The organism is Pseudomonas koreensis (assembly GCF_036668835.1).
In the GTDB taxonomy this organism is placed as follows: domain Bacteria; phylum Pseudomonadota; class Gammaproteobacteria; order Pseudomonadales; family Pseudomonadaceae; genus Aquipseudomonas; species Aquipseudomonas koreensis_I.
The window spans coordinates 222,275-237,789 of the sequence record NZ_JAZEVW010000001.1 but is presented as its reverse complement, the minus strand read 5'-3'; the positions used below and the strand labels follow the sequence as shown (position 1 = coordinate 237,789).

The window sequence follows — 15,515 nt, the reverse complement described above, 5'->3', positions numbered from 1 at the left end:
ATCAACAACGTGTCCATTCAGTATTGACCCTCATCGGTCACTGCGCTTTTTTGCGGGAATCGTGCCAAAAACCGCTGAGTGGGCACTCCGCCATGACCGTGCATTTGCGCTACACTGCGCCGCTTGTGCAGATCGATAGAGTTTGAAGGACAACCATGACGTTCAAGGCGCCGGACAGCCTCGCCGAGCAAATCGCTCACCACCTCGCCGAGCGCATCATTCGTGGCGAAATGAAGCCGGGAGAGCGCATTCAGGAACAGAAGGTCACGCTGGCGCTCAATGTCAGCCGCGGTTCGGTCCGCGAAGCCTTGCTGATCCTCGAACGCCGCCACCTGATCGCGATCCTGCCGCGGCGTGGCGCCCACGTTACCGAACTGACTGCGCACAAGGTGCAGAGCCTGTGCACGCTAATGAGCGAGCTTTACATCCTGCTCGGCAATTCGGTGGCCAACGGCTGGCAAGTGCAGTCGGACATGGCGCCGTTCGTGCAGATCCAGCAGCGCCTGACCGGGCATTACGAACGCGGCGATATCCGCAGCTTTGTCGATGACAGCTTCGCGGTGATGCGCGCGGCTTATCCGTTCGCCAACAACCCTTATCTGCAGGAAACCGTCGAGAACCTGCAACCGGCGATGAGCCGTGCGTACTTTCTCGCTCTCGAACAGCGCAAGGCGGAAATGAGCGAGTTCCTCGAACTGTTCGAACGCCTGCTCGCCGCCGTGCTCGCCCGTGATTTGCCGCAGATCCGCATCGTGTTGACGGCATACGCCCAGCGCAGCTGCGATCTGGTGGTGTCTGCCCTGACGGTCGCCTGACGTGCGGCTCAAGTGCATCAAACTGGCGGGATTCAAATCCTTCGTCGATCCGACCACGGTAAACTTCCCCAGCAACATGGCGGCAGTGGTCGGGCCGAACGGTTGCGGCAAGTCGAACATCATCGACGCCGTACGCTGGGTGATGGGCGAAAGTTCAGCCAAAAACCTCCGTGGCGAGTCGATGACCGACGTCATCTTCAACGGCTCGACCAGCCGCAAACCGGTGAGCCAGGCAAGCATCGAACTGGTGTTCGACAACTCCGACGGCACGCTGCTGGGGGAATACGCGGCGTACGCGGAAATCTCCATTCGCCGCAAAGTCACCCGCGACAGCCAGACCACCTATTACCTCAACGGCACCAAATGCCGGCGTCGCGACATTACCGATATCTTCCTCGGCACCGGGCTCGGCCCGCGCAGCTACTCGATCATCGAGCAGGGGATGATCTCCAAGCTGATCGAGTCCAAGCCCGAAGACCTGCGCAACTTCATCGAAGAAGCCGCTGGCATCTCCAAGTACAAGGAACGTCGCCGCGAGACCGAAAACCGCATTCGCCGCACCCATGAAAACCTCGCGCGCCTGACCGACCTGCGTGAAGAGCTGGAGCGTCAACTCGAACGCCTGCACCGGCAGGCCGAAGCGGCGAAGAAGTATCAGGAATTCAAAGCCGAGGAGCGTCAGCTCAAGGCGCAGCTGTCGGCGCTGCGCTGGCAGGATCTGAACGAGCAGGTCGGCCAGCGCGAGTCGATCATCGGCACCCAGGAAATCAGTTTCGAGGCATTGGTCGCCGAACAGCGTAATGCTGACGCCGCTATCGAACGCCTGCGCGATGGCCATCACGACCTGTCCGAGCGCTTCAATCTGGTGCAGGGGCGTTTCTATTCGGTCGGCGGCGACATCGCCCGGGTCGAGCAGAGCATCCAGCATGGTCAGCAACGCTTGCGCCAATTGCAGGACGATCTGAAAGAAGCCGAGCGCGCGCGCCTGGAAACCGAATCGCACCTGGGCCACGACCGCACGTTGCTGCTGACCCTCGGCGAAGAGCTCGACATGCTCGTCCCCGAGCAGGAAGTCACCAGCGCCGCCGCCGAAGAAGCCGCCGCCGCCCTGGAAGATTCCGAAAGCGTGATGCACGGCTGGCAGGAGCAGTGGGACGCGTTCAACCTGACCTCGGCCGAACCGCGGCGTCAGGCCGAAGTGCAGCAGTCACGGATTCAGCAGCTCGAAGCGAGCATGGAGCGCCTGGCCGACCGGCAAAAACGCCTCGGCGAAGAGCGCGCGCTGCTGTCCGCCGACCCGGAAGACGCGGCGATCATGGCACTCAACGAGCAGCTCGCCGAGTCCGAAGCGACCCTCGAAGACTTGCAGACCAGCGAGGAAGCACAGGTCGAAAAACTCGAACAGCTGCGCCAGGAACTGCAGCAAGCGCTGACCGCGCAGCAACAGGCACAGGGCGATCTGCAGCGGCTCAACGGTCGCCTCGCGTCCCTTGAAGCCTTGCAACAGGCAGCGCTCGATCCGGGCACCGGCACCGCTGAATGGCTGAAGGAACACAACCTCACCGAGCGCCCGCGTCTGGCCGAAGGCCTCAAGGTCGAGGCGGGTTGGGAGCTGGCGGTGGAAACCGTGCTCGGCGCCGATCTGCAAGCGGTGCTGGTCGACGACTTCAGCGGCTTCGATCTGTCCGGCTTCAGCCAAGGCGATCTGCGCCTGCTCAGCCCGGCCAGCGACGGCGTGCGCGTGGCCGGCAGTCTGCTGGACAAAGTCGAGGCGCAGATCGATCTGTCGCCGTGGCTCGGTCAGGTCAAACCGGTCGACAGCCTCGAGCAGGCGTTGGCCATGCGCGGGCAGCTCGGCGCTGGTGAAAGCCTGATCAGCCGCGATGGCTATTGGGTCGGTCGGCACTTTTTGCGCGTGCGCCGGGCCAGCGAAGCGGAAAGCGGCATGCTCGCCCGTGGGCAGGAAATCGAAGCGCTGCACCTCGAACGCGAAGAGAAAGAGGCCACGGTCGAGGCCATGGAAGCACGCCTGCAAACCCTGCGTGCGCAACAGCGTCAACAGGAAAACGGTCGCGAGCATCTGCGCCGTCTGCTGCAGGACGAAGCCCGTCAGCAAGGCGAATTGAAAGCGCAGTTGTCCGCCGGCAAAGCCAAGGCTGAGCAACTGACCTTGCGTCGCACGCGCCTCGATGAAGAACTGGTCGAACTCGCCGAACAGCGCGAGCTGGAACACGAGCAGGTCGGCGAAGCGCGCATGCAATTGCAGGAAGCACTGGATGCCATGGCGCTCGATACCGAGCAGCGCGAGTTGCTGCTGGCCCAGCGCGACAGCCTGCGCGAACGCCTCGATCGGGTGCGCCAGGAGGCGCGGCAGCACAAGGACCACGCCCATCAATTGGCCGTGCGTCTCGGCTCGTTGCGCGCGCAGCACGACTCCACGCGCCAGGCGCTGGAGCGTCTGGAAATGCAGGCCGAGCGCCTGACCGAAAAACGCGAACAGTTGAGTTTGAATCTGGAGGAGGGCGAGGCACCGCTGGAAGAGCTGCGCCTGAAACTCGAAGAACTGCTCGACAAGCGCATGACGGTAGACGAAGAACTCAAGACTGCACAGATCGCCCTGGAAGACGCCGACCGCGAACTGCGCGACGCGGAAAAACGCCGCACCCAGGCCGAGCAGCAATCGCAGCTGATTCGCGGCCAGCTCGAACAGCAGCGCATGGAATGGCAAGCCCTGACCGTGCGGCGCAAGGCCTTGCAGGATCAGTTGCTCGAAGACGGCTACGATCTCAACGGTGTGCTCGCGACACTGACCGCACAGGCCAGTGAACGCGAAGCCGAGGAAGAACTCGAACGCATCAACGCGCGAATTCAGCGCCTGGGCGCGATCAACCTCGCGGCCATCGACGAATACACGCAACAATCGGAGCGTAAACGTTATCTGGATGCGCAGGATGCCGATCTGGTCGAAGCGCTGGAGACTCTGGAAAACGTCATTCGCAAGATCGACAAGGAGACCCGCAACCGTTTCAAGGATACCTTTGATCAGATCAATGGCGGTTTACAGGCGCTTTTCCCAAAAGTTTTTGGCGGCGGGCGCGCGTATTTGGAACTGACGGGCGAAGATCTACTCGATACAGGGGTGACGATCATGGCGCAGCCGCCCGGAAAGAAGAACAGCACCATCCATTTGCTCTCCGGCGGCGAAAAAGCCCTGACGGCACTGGCACTGGTTTTTGCCATCTTCAAGTTGAATCCGGCGCCGTTCTGCATGCTCGATGAGGTCGACGCACCGCTGGATGACGCTAACGTTGGACGCTACGCACGCCTGGTCAAAGAGATGTCGCAGACCGTGCAGTTCATCTATATCACCCACAACAAGATCGCCATGGAAATGGCCGAGCAGTTGATGGGCGTGACGATGCATGAGCCGGGTTGTTCGCGGCTGGTGGCGGTGGATGTCGAGGAGGCGATGGCGATGGTGGACGCCTAGCGGCGCAGCTTTGAGCCGCGAGCTTCAAGCTGCAAGTAGATGGCTTGGAGCCTGTAGCTTAAAGCTTGTAGCTGCGAAGCCGTTGATCGTGCTAGTTTAATGTCAATTTTTCGTATACGTGGGCAAAACGCCTGTCAGAACATAGAGTTGGCGCCACGTTTTAAAGCGGTTTGCACAATGTAAACCCCTTATTTTTCAGCATTTTTTATAGAGGCACGGGATTACATGGAAATCGGTCTGCGCGAGTGGCTGATCGTCATCGGCATCATTGTGATAGCCGGTATTCTTTTCGATGGCTGGCGCCGTATGCGCGGCGGCAAGGGAAAACTGAAATTCCGTCTTGACCGAAGTCTGTCCAACCTGCCGGACGAGGACAGCAGCGCCGAGCTGCTGGGCCCGGCCCGCGTACTGGACACGCACAAGGAGCCGCAACTGGACGAGCACGATCTGCCGTCGGTGAGCATGCCGGCCCGTGAAGCCCGTGAGCCTCGCGAATCCGGCTCGAAACGTGGCAAGCGTGGCAGCAACGGCCCGGCGCAGGGCGACCTGAACCTTGACCTCGATCTGGATGGCGGCCCGAGCTTCAACAGCCGTGACGACGACTTCGCTGAAGACAGCAAGCCTTCGCCGGCCGTGGCCGACAAGGATCAGCCGCAAGCCGAAGAGGTTCTGGTGATCAGCGTGATCTGCCGCGACCCGGCCGGCTTCAAAGGCCCGGCGCTGTTGCAGAACATCCTCGAAAGCGGTCTGCGTTTCGGCGAGATGGATATTTTCCATCGTCACGAAAGCATGGCTGGCAACGGCGAAGTGCTGTTCTCCATGGCCAATGCGGTCAAGCCGGGCATTTTCGATCTGGACGACATCGACCATTTCAGCACCCCGGCGGTGAGCTTCTTCCTCGGCCTGCCAGGCCCGCGTCATCCGAAGCAAGCCTTCGACGTGATGGTGGCCGCAGCCCGCAAGCTGTCGCAGGAACTCAACGGCGAGCTGAAAGATGACCAGCGCAGCGTTCTGACCGCGCAGACCATCGAGCACTACCGCCAGCGCATCGTCGAATTCGAGCGCCGTGCCCTGACCCAGAAGCGTTGATACAAAAGGTTGTTCCTGTTTAACGGGACGATCGGCAGAATGATTGAGCAGCCTCGGCTGCTCTTTTGCTTTATGAGAGACCACCATGACCGCCGCGAAAAACCGCATCCTCGAGCTGCGCGCTGAACTCGACCAGCACAACTACCGCTACCACGTTCTCGACGAGCCGAGCATTCCGGACGCCGAGTACGACCGGTTGTTCCACGAGCTCAAGGCGCTGGAAGCGGCCAACCCGGAACTGATCACCAGCGACTCGCCGACCCAGCGCGTGGGCAGCGTGGCGCTCACCGCGTTCACTCAGGTCAGGCATGAAGTGCCGATGCTCAGCCTCGGCAACGCCTTCGAAGAAACCGACATGCGCGAGTTCGATCGCCGGGTGACCGAAGGCCTCGACCTGCCGGCGGGCGATCTTTTCGGCAGCGGGGCGGCCGTGGAATACAGCTGCGAGCCAAAACTCGATGGCCTGGCGGTCAGCCTGCTGTATCAGGACGGCGTGCTGGTGCGCGGCGCCACGCGCGGCGACGGCACCACCGGTGAAGACATCAGCGTCAACGTGCGCACCGTGCGCAATATTCCGCTCAAGCTGCACGGCGAAGGCTGGCCGGCGACGCTGGAAGTGCGCGGCGAAGTGTTCATGTCCAAGGCCGGTTTCGAGCGCCTCAACGCCTCGCAACTGGAAATCGGCGGCAAGACCTTCGCCAACCCGCGCAACGCCGCGGCCGGCAGCCTGCGCCAGCTCGATTCGAAGATCACCGCCAACCGGCCGCTGGAATTCTGCTGCTACGGCATCGGTCAGGTCTCGCACGATATTTCCGACACGCACATCGGCAACCTCAAGCAGTTGCAGAAGTGGGGCATGCCGATCAGCCACGAACTGAAACTGGCCAAGGGCATCGATGAATGCCTGGATTACTACCGCGACATCGGCGCGCGGCGTGATTCACTGGCTTATGAAATCGATGGCGTGGTGTTCAAGGTCAACAGCATTGCCGACCAACGCGAACTCGGCTTTCGCGCCCGCGAGCCGCGCTGGGCGATCGCGCACAAATTCCCGGCCATGGAAGAACTCACCGAACTGCTCGACGTGGAATTCCAGGTCGGCCGCACCGGCGCAGTAACGCCGGTGGCACGCTTGAAACCGGTAAAAGTCGCCGGCGTCACCGTCGCCAATGCCACGCTGCACAACATGGACGAAGTCGCGCGGCTGGGCCTGATGATCGGCGACACGGTGATCATTCGCCGCGCCGGTGATGTGATTCCGCAAGTGGTGCAAGTGGTCACCGAGCGTCGCCCGGAGCACGCACGAGCGGTGGCGATTCCCGAGCGCTGCCCGGTCTGTGGTTCCCATGTCGAGCGCACGCAACTGATCAAGCGCAGCAAGGGCAAGGAAACCGTCAGCGAAGGCGCGGTGTATCGCTGCGTCGGCCGTCTGGCCTGTGGCGCGCAACTCAAGCAGGCGATCATTCATTTCGTCTCGCGCCGGGCCATGGACATTGAAGGCCTGGGTGACAAGAGCGTCGAACAATTGGTCGACGAAGGTCTGGTCAATTCCCCGGCCGATCTGTACGCGTTGAAGTTCGACGACATCGTCGATCTGGAAGGCTTTGCCGAGGTGTCCAGCAACAAGCTGTTGAAGGCCATCGAGGACAGCAAGCAGCCGGGCCTGGCGCGTTTTATCTACGCCCTCGGCATCCCTGATGTCGGCGAGGAGACCGCCAAGGTGCTGGCGCGCTCGCTGGGTTCGCTGGAGCGAGTGCAACAGGCTTTACCGCAAGTGCTGACCTACCTGCCGGACGTCGGCCTGGAAGTCGCTCATGAGATTCACAGTTTCTTTGAAGATGCGCATAACCAGCAGGTCATCAGCGAGTTGCTTGGCCACGGTTTGCAGATTCAGGATCAGGGCGAACTGGGCGCCGAGTTCGCCGCGAGCACCACGCTGGGCGGTTTTCTCGACAAGCTGCATATTCCTTTCGTTGGCCCCGGTGGCGCGCAGAAACTCGCCGACAAGTTCGGCTCGCTGGAAGCGGTGGTGACCGCTGACTGGCTGGACATGCGCCAGGCCTTGCCGGAGAAGCAGGCGAATTCGGCGCGCGAGTTTTTTGCCCTGCCCGAGCATCGGCAACTGGCTGAAGCGTCGGAAAAACAGTTGCGTGATTTCGGCATGCACTGGCAGAGCGAGAAGAAAGTCGTCGAAGGCTTGCCGTTGTCCGGCGAGACCTGGGTGCTCACCGGCAAGGTCGAATTGATGAGCCGCGATGTCGCCAAGGAGCATCTGGAAAGCCTCGGCGCGAAAGTCGCGGGCTCGGTGTCGGCCAAGACCCATTGCGTAGTCGCCGGGCCCGGTGCCGGCTCGAAACTGACCAAGGCCAATGAGCTGGGCGTGAAGGTCATGGATGAAGAGGCGTTTATCGCGTTCCTCAAAACCCACGGTATATCCGTATGAACTAGACCTGATCGTTCCCACGCTCCGCGTGGGAATGCCGCCCCGGACGCTCCGAGTCCGCTGTGACGCAGAGCGTCACGGGATGCGTTACCACGCGGAGCGTGGGAACGATCAGTCGAGAAGGTGCGGGAACGATCTTCGCGTCAGGATGATCTAGTCTTGGCCAGTCCCAGGGAGAGATCGCCATGCACCGCTTCTTCGAGCAGCTCAGTTCCCGCATCATCGCGCCGTTCATGGCCGGGTCTTCACGCAACAGCAAAATCTGGCCGTGCCGCTGCGGCCAGTCGCTGTTCTTTCGCAACAGCCAGTGCCTGGCCTGCAATGCGTTGCTCGGCTATCAACCCGAAGAAAGCCGCCTGACTTCGCTGCAACCGGGGCCGCAGGTCGGCACCTGGACGCTGGATGCCGACCCTGACGCCGGATTGTTTCGCCGCTGCGCCAACCTCGATACACCCGCTGCATGCAACTGGCTGCTGCCGGCCAATGATCACGACAGCCTGTGCATCGCCTGCAGTCTCAATCGCACCATTCCCGACCTCTCCGTCCCGGAAAATCCGGAACGCTGGCGCAAAGTTGAAATCGCCAAACGCCGCCTCGTTGCGCAACTGATCACTCTCGGCCTGCCGGTCATCCCGAAAAGCGTCGACGAAGAAACCGGGCTGGCCTTCGACTTCATCGGCGTCGACCTCGAAGGCAACGCGCCGATGACCGGCCACGCCAACGGCCTGATCACTCTCGACATCAAGGAAGCCGACGACGCCCACCGCGAGCAGGTGAGGGCGCAGATGCACGAACCCTATCGCACGCTGCTCGGGCATTTTCGCCACGAAGTCGGCCATTATTACTGGGATCGCCTGATCGCGAACGGCCCGTGGCTCGGCGCGTTTCGCAGCCTGTTCGGCGACGAGCGCGCCAGTTACGCCGAAGCGCTCGATCACCACTATCAGCAGGGCGCCCCGCTGGACTGGCCGCAGCGCTACGTCAGCGCCTACGCGACCATGCACCCATGGGAAGACTGGGCGGAAACCTGGGCGCATTACCTGCACATGATGGACGCCGTGGACACCGCACTGGGCTTTGGCATGAGCGCGCGGGAAATGGACTTCGATTACCAGCCGTTTCCGTCGAGCACGTTGTACGATCCGGAGCATCCCGGTGGCGCGGCGTTTCTGTCATTCGTCAACGCGTGGATCGAACTGGCCGGCATGCTCAACGAATTGTCGCGCAGCATGGGTCAGCCGGATTTCTACCCGTTCGTCCTGCCGGCCGCGGCGATTGCCAAGCTGCACTTCATTCATCTGGTCATCCAGCAGGCGGGCGGCAGGGCTGACGAGGTGCTCCAGGCGCAATAGCAAGTGCTTGAGCCCCTTGATATTTTTAATCTGCAACCAGGGTTGTAACTTCGTCTCAGACAGGTACAATGGCGCGGCTCGCCGACAGGCAAGCGTCGTTATGGTGACCCCATCGGTCCCCCCGCAACGATTACCCGTGAACCTGGTCAGAGCCGGAAGGCAGCAGCCACAGCGGGAACATTGTGTGCCGGGGTGTGGCTGGTGGGGTTGCCACCTTAACGGACAATCGAACGCTTCAACCAGAACTGCATGGGTTTCGCCCACTGCGGTTTTTTTGTGTCTGTCGATCTCTCGCTTGATTCTTTGCCGTTGCCAGGAGGCTTCTCATGTCATTGCCAAAACTTTTCCTCTGCCTGTTGGCCTCTGCGATGCTCGTAGCCTGCGCCACACCGCTGACGCCTGAGCAACAAAAAGCTCAGGACGCGGAAACCGCAGCCGCCCGCGACTACTTTTCGCGCAAGGTGGAACTCACCGATGATGGTGGCGATACAGCGGGCTACACCATGCTGGAGCTGAAAAACTCCACGGCAGGTTACATTCTCGCGTACTACGGCGCCGATAAAACGACCCCGCTGTATATCGAAGAAGTCACTAAGTGCGTAGGCAAAATGGGTGCATTCCCTTCGCTCGAATGCGAGCTTTACGACGGCGTTCACCGTTGGGCGGGCTTTTCCTACACCGTGGCGGCTGAAGACACGGTCGTAAAGGATCCTCGACTGATTCCGATGCAAAGCCGGATCAATGTCAAAAAAGGCGACCTGATCGTCATGACTCGCCACTCGCCGCAACACTGGCGATTCGCGGGCCGCTTTGTTCAAAAATAAAAAGCCAAAATGAGTGGGCGAGGATCACAGCGGATTCACTTTGAAATCTCAGTCTCGTCGCTCGCTCCTCTGATCGAACCCGGCTTAGGGATGATGGCAACTTGCCTTGCGCTCGGCCTGCCTAATCTGGAGAATCGCGTTGCTTTGAGTTGCCGGGCAAGCATTGATGCTCGGCGGCGATGCAGTAAGGGAATTCGACTATCAGAGGAAGAAAGGCGTGAAAAAACTTTTCAAGTGGGTTGGCATCATCATCGGTGTCCTGTTCGTTATTGGGTTCATCAGCAACGCGATGAAGTCTCCAGAGCAAAAACAAGCCGAAGCCGTTGCGCTTGCTGAAGCGAGCAAAGCTCGTGCGCAAGCGGAACTGGAAAAGGTAAAACAGGAATTGGCAGCCACTCCTGCGGTCAGCGCCGGTGATATTGCTGTGGCTTACAACGAAAACACTGTTGCTGCGGATCAAAAGTTCAAAGGCAAAAAATTCAAGGTCTCGGGGACTGTTGCAGACATCAATACTGACTTCATGGGTAACCCGTACCTCACGCTGCGTGGCGGGGTGAATCAATTCATGGAGCCTCAATTCTCGTTCGATAAAAACGATGCCGGTTCCCTGGCATCCCTGAAAAAAGGAACCAAGGTGACACTGCTCTGTGTCGGCAAGGGTGATGTTGCGAAGATTCCAATGTCGGGCTCGTGCGCGTTGCTTTGATTTTCATCTCATGAATAAAGGACTCATTTGGATGGGTCCTTTTTTTCTTCTGAAAACTTTAATTCAGATCTGCCGGTATACAACCGGATAATTTCCTCAATCTCCCCCGACATCTTCATCCGCAACAACGTGCGCAATATCCGCTGCACCGGCACGCTCGGATCGTTTCTCACGTAACAGCCCACCTCCTGTTCCTGCAGCACCGCCACCGCTTGCAGCTGCTGGGCCGGCAGCAGGCGTTGATTGAACCAGTCCAGCGTCCACTGATTGCTCACCGCGTAGCGATAACGCCCGGCCAGCAGTTTTTCCAGCACTTGTTCCTGATTGCGCGCGTCTTCGCGCTGCAATTGATCGCCCTCGAACAGCGCTTGCAGGGTCGGGTAGCTGTAACCGCGGACGGTGCCGATGGTCTGGCGGGGCAGGTGGGCGGGATCGATGGCTGGAGGCTGATCCTTGCGGCCGATCAGCAGATCGCGCTGAAACAGCAGCGGGATGCTCCAGATGTAATCCCCCGACTGGTTCGGCAGCCATGACTGTGCGGCATAGCAGCGCACGTCGATCTCGCCATGTTCCATGGCGCTCTGCACGCGGGCGCGGGGCAGTACGTGAAACTCGGCCGGTACACCGACCTGAGTGGCCAGGCTGAGCATCAGGTCGTAGAGAATGCCTTGGGTCGGGCGGCCGCGTTCGTATTGCACCATGGGCATGGCCCAACTGTCGGGCATGGCAAAGCGCAACGGGGTTTGCGCTGCCGTCACGCTCAGACTGATTCCCAGCAATGCCCCCATGGCCCACCGCATAAACGCTCCGGTAATTCCCGATCCCGAGCTGATAAAAGCCTCTGCTGATGCAGCTTAGCCATTTTAGGCGCGGACACCGGATGCAATTTTGCCCTTGCTCCGCTAGCATTAGCCGCTTCAGCTTCCTTCGTTGCGACGGTTTTCGATGAGTTATCAGGTTCTTGCACGTAAATGGCGTCCGCGCTCGTTCCGCGAAATGGTCGGCCAGACCCATGTGCTCAAGGCTCTGATCAATGCCTTGGACAGCCAGCGGCTGCACCATGCGTACCTGTTTACCGGGACGCGTGGGGTGGGCAAGACCACCATCGCGCGGATCATTGCCAAATGCCTGAACTGTGAAACAGGTATCACCTCCAGCCCGTGCGGCGAGTGCTCGGTGTGTCGGGAAATCGATGAGGGCCGTTTCGTCGACCTGATCGAGATCGACGCCGCGAGCCGAACCAAGGTCGAAGACACCCGCGAGCTGCTGGATAACGTGCAGTACGCGCCGAGCCGTGGGCGCTTCAAGGTCTACCTGATCGACGAAGTGCACATGCTCTCCAGTCATTCCTTCAATGCGCTGCTGAAAACCCTCGAAGAGCCGCCGCCGTACGTCAAGTTCATCCTGGCGACCACCGATCCGCAGAAACTTCCGGCAACGATTCTCTCGCGCTGCCTGCAGTTCTCACTGAAGAACATGACGCCCGAGCGTGTGGTCGAGCATTTGACCCACGTCCTCAGCGCCGAAAACGTACCGTTCGAAGACGATGCGCTGTGGCTGCTCGGTCGCGCCGCGGACGGGTCGATGCGTGACGCCATGAGCCTGACCGATCAGGCCATCGCTTTTGGTGAAGGCAAGGTCCTCGCCACCGACGTGCGGGCGATGCTCGGCACGCTGGATCACGGCCAGGTTTTCGACGTCCTGCATTCGTTGATCGAAGGCGATGCCAAAGCGTTGCTTGAAGCTGTGCGGCATCTGGCCGAGCAGGGCCCGGACTGGAATGGCGTGCTCTCGGAAATACTCAACGTGTTGCACCGTGTCGCCATCGCCCAGGCATTGCCCGAAGGTGTCGATAACGGCCATGGTGACCGCGACCGCGTATTGGCGCTGGCCCAGGCGTTGCCGGCCGAAGACGTGCAGTTCTATTACCAGATGGGCCTGATCGGTCGCCGCGACTTGCCGCTGGCACCTGACCCGCGCGGTGGTTTCGAGATGGTCTTGCTGAGGATGCTGGCGTTCCGACCGGCCGATACGGCGGACGCCCCGAGGCAACCGCTAAAGCCAGTGGGGATCAGCCAGGCCACAGTTGATTCCGCAAACGCCGTGGCTGCCGCGCCCAAGCCTGCGCCGGTGGTCGCCGCGCCCATTGCGCCAGCGCCGACGCCAGTGGCTGCACCTGCACCGGCCGCCATGCCCGCGCCGGTTGCAGCGGCTGAACCGGAACCCGTGGCAGAGCCTGAGCCCGTGGCCGTCGAAGCGGTGGTTGATCTGCCGTGGAACGACCCGGTAGAAGCCGAGGCCGAGCCGGCCCCGGTGCAGCAACCCGCCGTCGAGCCGGTGCTGGAAACCGCCGCCGAGCAACCCGAGTTGCCGCCGATGCCGCTGCCGACCCCGGACAGCGTCGTCCCGGATGCGCCGGAGTGGGCCGCGGCGCCGATTCCCGAGCCGTCGGTTGCCGATGTCGATGCCGCCACGCCGGGTATCGACCTCGATGACGAGCCGCCGCTGGACGAGGATTACATCGAGCCGGACATGGATTCGGCCTACAGCTACCTCGACGAACTGGCCAGCGAACACGCCGCCGACCCCAAACCGGAACCCGAGCCTGAACCGGCTGCGGCCCCGGCCACCGGTCTGGCCGCACAATGGCTGGAGCTGTTCCCGAAACTGCCGATTTCCGGCATGACCGGCAGCATCGCCGCCAACTGCACGCTGATCGCGGTGGATGGCGACCACTGGCTGATGCACCTCGATCCGGCGCACAGTGCATTGTTCAACGCCACCCAGCAACGCCGTCTCAACGACGCACTGAACCAGTTTCACGGGCGCACGCTGAGCCTGACCATCGAGCTGATCAAGCCCGAGCAGGAAACCCCGGCCCAGGCCGCCTCACGGCGCCGTGCCAACCGTCAGCGCGAGGCGGAGGAATCGATCCACGGCGATCCGTTCATCCAGCAGATGGTTCAGCAGTTCGGCGCGGTGGTGCGACACGATACTATTGAACCTGTCGACGCCTTGGTCACCCAAGGCTAATAACTGAAGGTGTCCGGCCGACTTCGCCGGGCGCTGTTTTGATCCAAGTACATTTGAGGTGATTACCATGATGAAAGGTGGCATGGCCGGCCTGATGAAGCAGGCGCAGCAGATGCAGGAAAAAATGGCCAAGATGCAGGAAGAACTGGCCAACGCCGAAGTCATCGGCAAGGCCGGCGGCGATATGGTCACTGTGGTGATGACCGGCCGTCATGACGTCAAGAGCGTAACCATCGACCCGAGCCTGGTTGAAGGCATGAGCGAAGACGACAAGGAAATGCTCGAAGCCGTGGTCGCTTCCGCCGTCAACGACGCGGTGCGCAAGATCGAAGCCAACAGCCAGGAAAAAATGGGCAGCATGACCGCCGGCATGAACCTGCCAGCGGGAATGAAACTGCCATTCTGATTCGCCAACCGGCGGCAGATGAGCTACACAAGATGCCAGGCATTGCGCCTGGCATTCTTGTTTTTGCCCGATGGACATGTGCCGGCTGGACTGGCCTTCGCGAGCAGGCTCGCTCCCACGTTTGGAATGCATTGCCCTGTGGGAGCGAGCCTGCTCGCGAAGCAGTCGACTCGGTCTGGCTGAATAAACATCGAACGCCCCCATGCCACCACGGTCTGCTCCCTATACCGTCGAATTCCAATTCCCAGGAGACGCTGACATGTCCGACCCTCTCACCCTCAACCAACGCTTCGTCCTCGCCTCGCGGCCGACCGGTGCGCCGACCCCGGAGAATTTCCGTCTTGAGCGCGAAGCGTTGCCGGACCTCGAGGACGGTCAGGTGCTGTTGAAGACCCTGTACTTGTCGCTCGATCCGTACATGCGCGGGCGCATGAGCGATGCACCGTCTTACGCAGCGCCGGTGCAGATCGGCGAAGTGATGACCGGCGGCGCGGTCAGCCGGGTCGAGGATTCGCGTCATCCGAAATTCCACAAAGGCGATCTGGTGGTCGGCGCGACCGGTTGGCAAAGCCATAGCATCAGCGACGGCCGTAACGTCATTCCGATCCCCGCAGGCCTGCCGAGTCCGTCGATGGCCCTCGGTGTGCTGGGCATGCCTGGCATGACTGCGTACATGGGCCTGATGGACATCGGTCAGCCGACAGAAGGCGAGACTCTGGTAGTCGCCGCTGCTTCCGGTGCAGTCGGTTCGGTGGTCGGCCAGGTGGCGAAGATCAAAGGCTTGCGCGTAGTCGGTGTGGCCGGCGGTGCCGAGAAGTGCAAATACGTGGTCGAGGAACTGGGCTTCGACGCCTGCATCGACCACAAGGCGGACGATTTCGCCGAGCAACTGGCCAAGGCCTGCCCCGAGGGCATCGACATCTATTTCGAGAACGTCGGTGGTCACGTCTTCGATGCGGTGGTGCCATTGCTCAATCCCAAGGCGCGCATCCCGTTGTGCGGCCTGATTGCCGGGTACAACGCCTCGGAAGCGCCGAAAGGCCCGGATCGTTTGCCGTTGCTGCAACGCACGTTGTTGACCAAGCGCGTGCGCATTCAGGGCTTTATCGTCTTTGACGACTACGGTGACCGTCAGCCGGAATTCATCAGCCACATGGTGCCGTGGGTTCGCGATGGCAAGGTCAAGTTCCGCGAGGACGTGGTCGAAGGCCTGGAGCAGGCGCCTGAGGCGTTTATCGGTCTGCTGGAAGGGCGCAATTTCGGCAAACTGGTGGTGAAGGTCGCCGAGGACTGAGCATTTGACGCTGGCCGGAGGCGCGGGTATAAACCGCGTCTCGTTGTTTTGTCGGACTTTTCC

At 61.0% G+C, this 15,515-nt stretch carries 11 protein-coding genes and 1 other RNA gene; 11 read left to right on the top strand and 1 reads right to left on the bottom strand.

Annotated features, from left to right (window positions below; all coding sequences use genetic code 11):
* Positions 1-155: 155 nt before the first annotated feature.
* From V6F91_RS00935 to V6F91_RS00900, 8 genes are all read left to right on the top strand, one after another.
* Positions 156-815: a GntR family transcriptional regulator gene (locus V6F91_RS00935; RefSeq protein ID WP_093103020.1), complete on the top strand. Its 660-nt coding sequence runs from the start codon at positions 156-158 to the stop codon at positions 813-815.
* A 1-nt stretch (position 816) separates the two neighbouring features.
* Positions 817-4,305 (top strand): chromosome segregation protein SMC, encoded by a 3,489-nt coding sequence (smc, locus tag V6F91_RS00930; protein ID WP_332761658.1) that lies wholly within the window; start codon positions 817-819, stop codon positions 4,303-4,305.
* A 225-nt stretch (positions 4,306-4,530) separates the two neighbouring features.
* The gene (gene zipA, locus V6F91_RS00925; protein WP_090282571.1) at positions 4,531-5,394 is read left to right on the top strand and encodes a cell division protein ZipA; all 864 of its coding nucleotides are present in this window, start codon (positions 4,531-4,533) and stop codon (positions 5,392-5,394) included.
* Positions 5,395-5,479: 85 nt separating this feature from the next.
* Complete coding sequence (gene ligA, locus V6F91_RS00920) at positions 5,480-7,837, top strand: NAD-dependent DNA ligase LigA (protein ID WP_332761654.1); 2,358 nt, start codon at positions 5,480-5,482, stop codon at positions 7,835-7,837.
* A gap of 185 nt (positions 7,838-8,022) precedes the next feature.
* Positions 8,023-9,189 (top strand): zinc-binding metallopeptidase family protein, encoded by a 1,167-nt coding sequence (locus V6F91_RS00915; protein ID WP_332761653.1) that lies wholly within the window; start codon positions 8,023-8,025, stop codon positions 9,187-9,189.
* 110 nt (positions 9,190-9,299) lie between these two features.
* Positions 9,300-9,396, top strand: an RNA gene (ffs, locus tag V6F91_RS00910) — signal recognition particle sRNA small type.
* Between the two features lie 119 nt (positions 9,397-9,515).
* Complete coding sequence (locus tag V6F91_RS00905) at positions 9,516-10,013, top strand: hypothetical protein (protein WP_332761651.1); 498 nt, start codon at positions 9,516-9,518, stop codon at positions 10,011-10,013.
* 166 nt (positions 10,014-10,179) lie between these two features.
* Positions 10,180-10,719: an OB-fold protein gene (locus V6F91_RS00900; RefSeq protein WP_332761649.1), complete on the top strand. Its 540-nt coding sequence runs from the start codon at positions 10,180-10,182 to the stop codon at positions 10,717-10,719.
* Between the two features lie 23 nt (positions 10,720-10,742).
* Here the strand turns inward: V6F91_RS00900 and V6F91_RS00895 are convergent, their stop codons facing one another.
* Positions 10,743-11,519 (bottom strand): substrate-binding periplasmic protein, encoded by a 777-nt coding sequence (locus V6F91_RS00895; protein WP_332761647.1) that lies wholly within the window; start codon positions 11,517-11,519, stop codon positions 10,743-10,745.
* 145 nt (positions 11,520-11,664) lie between these two features.
* Here V6F91_RS00895 and dnaX point away from each other — a divergent pair, with 145 nt between their 5' ends.
* The 3 genes from dnaX (at position 11,665) to V6F91_RS00880 (ending at position 15,452) form a co-directional block, all read left to right on the top strand.
* Positions 11,665-13,752 carry a DNA polymerase III subunit gamma/tau gene (gene dnaX / locus V6F91_RS00890; RefSeq protein WP_332761646.1) on the top strand — a complete coding sequence of 696 codons (2,088 nt, stop codon included), beginning with the start codon at positions 11,665-11,667 and terminating at the stop codon, positions 13,750-13,752.
* 67 nt (positions 13,753-13,819) lie between these two features.
* Positions 13,820-14,158: a YbaB/EbfC family nucleoid-associated protein gene (locus V6F91_RS00885; RefSeq protein WP_093103000.1), complete on the top strand. Its 339-nt coding sequence runs from the start codon at positions 13,820-13,822 to the stop codon at positions 14,156-14,158.
* A gap of 259 nt (positions 14,159-14,417) precedes the next feature.
* A complete protein-coding gene (locus V6F91_RS00880; protein WP_332761643.1) occupies positions 14,418-15,452 on the top strand; it encodes an NADP-dependent oxidoreductase in 1,035 nt (344 codons plus the stop codon).
* The last annotated feature ends 63 nt before the right edge of the window (positions 15,453-15,515 follow it).